Here is a 4,178-nt window from a genome sequence, read left to right as displayed (position 1 = left end):
CGTCTCGCACAAAATCAACGCTACGCGCCGTAAGATTAACGGCATCGCGATGAACGGCGCAGATCAGGTGATTTTCACGGACACGCCGGGGCTGCACGAAAGCGCCAAGCTGATGAATAAGCTGATGGTCGAAGTGGCGCTCGGGGCGATTGAGGGCTGCGATTTGGTGCTGTTTTTGGTGCCCGTGCACGACGATACCTTTGAATACGAAAAATTTTTAAATTTAAATCCTAGCACCAAACACATCGTGATTTTAACTAAAATTGACGAAGCAAACGACGAAAAGATCGTGCAGCGGCTGCTGCAATATCAAAAATTTACCGATAAATTTGAGGCGATAATCCCCGTTAGCATCAAAAAAAAGGTCTATAAAAAGCAGGTTTTGGATGAAATTTGTAAAATTTTGCCCGAGCATGAGTACTTTTACGATCCCGAAATTTTAAGCGCGACCAACGAGCGTGAAATTTATCGCGACTTCATACTTGAGGCGATTTTTGAGAGTATGAGTGACGAGATCCCGTATTGCAGCGACGTCGTGATGGAAAAAGTAGTGGAAAAACCCGGTCTAATCTCGGTATATGCGCGGATCATAACGGACACCAATTCTCACAAAGAGATGTTGATCGGCAAAAACGGCGAGGCGATCAAGCGGATCGGAATTCGAGCAAAAAAGTTAATTTCAAATTTTTCTAAGGTCAAAATTTACTTAAAATTAACAGTTTTTGTAAAAAAAAGCTGGAAAAATGACGAATTTGTGGTGAAAACCGATTTTATCTATTGACATTTTATTTTATTTCTATTAGTATTAGCAGCGTAGAAAATTTCATTTGGAAGTGGAGTGTTATGGCAAAGAATAGTAAAAATGCTAGTTCGATTGTTGCGATTAACAAAGTCACGCAAACCATATTCGGTCTAAGTGAGAATGAAGTTTTCGAGCACGACTTCTCAAAAGCGAATCGTGCGAAGGAAACTTACGTCTCATATATTCCGTATAAGGATATAATGACTGCGACGGTCGAGATAAGCAGATCGGTAGAGGACGCGGATCTTTTAGATGCGATCGTCGTTAAGGTGTATGAGGAGCTAGGGCTTGACACCGCTTTGGATTACAAAATCACCTATAGTGAGGTAATAGGCGCTGGCGGCGACGATAGAATTTTCAACGTCTTTGTCGTAGATAATGCCAAACTCACTTCAGAATTCGATGCGATCGCCGCTAGGACGAACTACATCGACTATGTGGCTATGGCTCCGTTTTTATACGAGGGCTTGTATAATAGAGGCGTCCTAACTCGCGACGGAATCGACTGCTTCATCTACTTGCAGCGCGACGATGCGTTTTTGGTAGTGTATCAAAACGGCGAATATTTTCAATCTCGTCAAGTAAGATACAACCTAAAATTTTTGCATGAAAAATATGTCGAGCTAGTCGGTAGCAGAGTCGATGAAGAGAGCTTTTATAGACTGCTCTCCAAACAGGGAGTAAATTTAGAAAATCCGACCGAACGCGATTATATGATCCAAATTTTTGACGATATGTTTTACTACATCAACGACGTGTTAAACGGTATTAGTAAAATTTACAACGTCAATATCCAAAACGTCTATATCGGAACGGATATTGGTAAAATTCCTGCGATCGAGGTTTTTGTAGAAAATAATCTAAAGCTAAGATACAAGGATTTTAATTTTAACGTTGCAATCAACGCAAAAGATTATCCGCTCACTCAGCTAGATATTTTGATGTTCTTGGTGGGTCAAGATTATTTGGTTACTAAAGACGATGATCACAACTACTCGCCGTTTATGAGACCTCCACCTTTGACCCAAAGATCAACCGGCAAGCTGATAGGCTATATGTTGCTAGGCTGCTTACTTGGCGCTGCGTATCCTGCGTATAACTTCGGCTATGGATATTATAATAATATGGTAGCTGATGATAAAACTAGCGAATATAAAGGTTTAGAGGAAAAGATGGGTCCCGCTAGAGATGAAAGTGCGCGTTTAGATAAAGAGACTAAAGAGGTAAATGCCCAGGCTGCTAAGAGTGGTAAGGAGCTTAACGACAGGCGCAAACTAATTAATGCCATCTTAGATAAGAAAAACAATTACGCTATGAAGGGTGTTTCTATTTTTGAGCTAACCAATATGGTCGTTAAAAATAAGGGCAATATGGTTAGGATCGGTGATGAGAATAGGACTCTAACTGTTCAGGTGCGCACCAAAAACGATAAGCAGATGACCGAGCTTTTAGAGGATATCAGTAAAAAAGAAGTGTATGGCGTGGATACTAAAACAATTGCGCTACAAGAGGGTAATAAAACCGTCTTTTACGATAGCAACATCAGTGTGGAGGTTAAATAATGAAAAAGAAAAGTTCATTAGATCAACTTGATCAATGGTTTGCCTCCAAGGGAAATAGTGCAAATAACTATTTTTATATAGCTTTGTTGTTTGTAGGTGTGGTAGCTTACTTTATTTTGAGTAACTATGCGGATCCGTATTTAGAGGAGAGCGAAACAAATCTAAGTACCGCCACAACCAAGCTTGAAGGCGCACAAAGAGAGTATAACGAGTTTTTTGGCGGTGATCCTGATGCTTTTGTTAATAATAAGCGCAATATCCTCAATGGTGCTAAAACCAACCTTAAAAATATCAATGATGAGCGTGGGTATCTAGATGGTAAGCTAAAAGAAATTTCAAAGCTTACCTATAATGAAAAGAACTGGGCTAAATTTATGGATAGCCTTTCAACGATTGCAGAGAATAACAATATTAAAATTTACGCTATTCACAGCGATAGAAGAGAGCCTAGCATCAAACAGATTTTTCAGCCTGAGGCTTTGCTGGATATAGATGTGAAATTTGAAGGAGCATTTTCGAACGTCCTTAGGTATATCAACCTTATAGAACAATCGGAGATGATCGTAGATGTAAATAAGATGGATATCAATGCCACTAAAAACGGCAAAATCGGTGGAAGCATCGGTATATCTATCTGGGGAGTAAATTACTAATGAAAAAGTTAATTTTATGCTCTTTGCTGCTTTCTACTGCTCTATTTGCTGTAGATAATAATCAAACGGTGGCGCCTAGTAATGGAGCCTATAAAGCTAAGTACGATGCGATATTCGATGATCTTAGTAAGCCTAGAGTAGGTCTTAGCGATGAGCAGATAGCTTCTTTGCAAGATCCGTTTTATCCTAAAGAAGCCAATGCGCCTAGAGAAGCTAATCAGCAGGTGGATCTAGGTTATCAGCTAGTAGGTATTATGGGCGATAAGGTTAAGCTAAACGATAAGTGGTATGGTTTGGGCGAATATATAGGCTCATATAAGATCGTGCAAATAACGGGCAATAGCGTTATTATTACCAACGACGATGAAAATAAAGTCGAACTAACACTAAAACAAGGAAGTCAAAATGTCATTATTACATATAAGTAAAAAGCTTAGCATAGCCGCTATGCTTGCTTTGTCTGTTACGGCTACTAGTCTATATGCCGCTCCCGCAACTGCAGGTAACTGCGATAGGAAGGCGCTAAATATTAAGATTAACGATACCGTTACGCTAAACGAGATGCTAACTCAGCTATCCGATATGTGCCGTTTCTCGGTGGTAGCAAAAGACGCTATCGCTCAAGAGGAGATGAGCAAGCCGCTGCAAGGCGTAAGTATCAAAGACCTTTCTTTACGCGAAGTTTTAGATCTACTCATAAAAGAGAATAATCTAAGCTATGAGTATTCTCATGGTATATTAAAAATTTCAGCGCTAGAGACTAGGACTTTTAAAGTGGATTACATCACCTCTATTAGAGAAGGTACTGCTGTTACTAAATCTTCTGTCGATTCCGCACCTACGAAAGTGGATGATAGCGACGATAAAGAAAATAAAGAAGATAATAAGATCACTACCAAAGAGAAATTTGATTTTTGGGAGAAGATTAGCGAGGAAATCACTTCTGTTTTAAATAACGGTACCGAAAAATACGTCGCAGTCGCCCCTATTATAAATCAAAATGCCGGTTTAGTAACCGTTACTGCTATGAAATCTCAGATAGCTCGCGTAGATAGATATCTAAGCGGTATGCAAAAACGCCTTAGTCGCCAAGTCTTGCTAGATGTAAATATCATATCTGTCGAGCTAAATAACGAATACACCACCGGTATAGATTGGAGT

At 39.7% G+C, this 4,178-nt stretch carries 5 protein-coding genes; all 5 read left to right on the top strand.

Annotated features, from left to right (window positions below; genetic code table 11):
- A partial coding sequence (era, locus tag Q0605_RS11160) for a GTPase Era (protein ID WP_298706926.1) occupies positions 1-781 on the top strand: 781 nt, incomplete at its 5' end.
- Between the two features lie 62 nt (positions 782-843).
- Complete coding sequence (locus tag Q0605_RS11155) at positions 844-2,364, top strand: hypothetical protein (protein WP_297987255.1); 1,521 nt, start codon at positions 844-846, stop codon at positions 2,362-2,364.
- Positions 2,364-3,017 (top strand): hypothetical protein, encoded by a 654-nt coding sequence (locus tag Q0605_RS11150; protein WP_297987257.1) that lies wholly within the window; start codon positions 2,364-2,366, stop codon positions 3,015-3,017. Before Q0605_RS11155 ends, Q0605_RS11150 begins: the two co-directional genes overlap by 1 nt.
- A gap of 68 nt (positions 3,018-3,085) precedes the next feature.
- On the top strand, positions 3,086-3,445 hold the full coding sequence (locus Q0605_RS11145) for a hypothetical protein (protein ID WP_298706925.1): 360 nt from the start codon (positions 3,086-3,088) through the stop codon (positions 3,443-3,445).
- The coding region (locus tag Q0605_RS11140; protein WP_298706924.1) for a secretin N-terminal domain-containing protein at positions 3,423-4,178 on the top strand (756 nt) is incomplete at its 3' end. The genes Q0605_RS11145 and Q0605_RS11140, both read left to right, overlap by 23 nt.

It is taken from the genome of uncultured Campylobacter sp. (assembly GCF_938017705.1).
In the GTDB taxonomy this organism is placed as follows: Bacteria; Campylobacterota; Campylobacteria; order Campylobacterales; family Campylobacteraceae; genus Campylobacter_B.
This window is presented reverse-complemented; position numbering and strand designations above follow the sequence as displayed.

Bases quoted from the DNA above. Each gene is read 5' to 3' on its own strand.
- Q0605_RS11155 (WP_297987255.1), top strand. From the start codon at position 844: ATGGCAAAGAATAGTAAAAATGCTAGTTCGATTGTTGCGATTAACAAA.
- Q0605_RS11150 (WP_297987257.1), top strand. From the start codon at position 2,364: ATGAAAAAGAAAAGTTCATTAGATCAACTTGATCAATGGTTTGCCTCC.